Raw genomic sequence first — 253 nt, forward strand, 5'->3', positions numbered from 1 at the left:
CTCGCGGGTGCGTACCAGGGGGCGGGGGACCTCGGGCGGGCCATCCCGCTGTACGAACAGACCCTCACCGCCTCCGTGCGGGTGCTGGGCGAGGACCACCCCTCCACTCTCACCTCCCGCAACAACCTCGCGGGTGCGTACCAGGGGGCGGGGGACCTCGGGCGGGCCATCCCGCTGTACGAACAGACCCTCACCGCCTCCGTGCGGGTGCTGGGCGAGGACCACCCCTCCACTCTCACCTCCCGCAACAACC

General features: G+C 72.3%; 1 protein-coding gene. It reads left to right on the top strand.

The annotated features are described in order from the left end of the window. The coding region (locus G3I71_RS50130) for a tetratricopeptide repeat protein (protein ID WP_164325653.1) at positions 1 to 253 on the top strand (253 nt) is incomplete at both ends.

It is taken from the genome of Streptomyces sp. SID12501, assembly GCF_010550245.1.
Classification (GTDB): Bacteria; Actinomycetota; Actinomycetes; order Streptomycetales; family Streptomycetaceae; genus Streptomyces.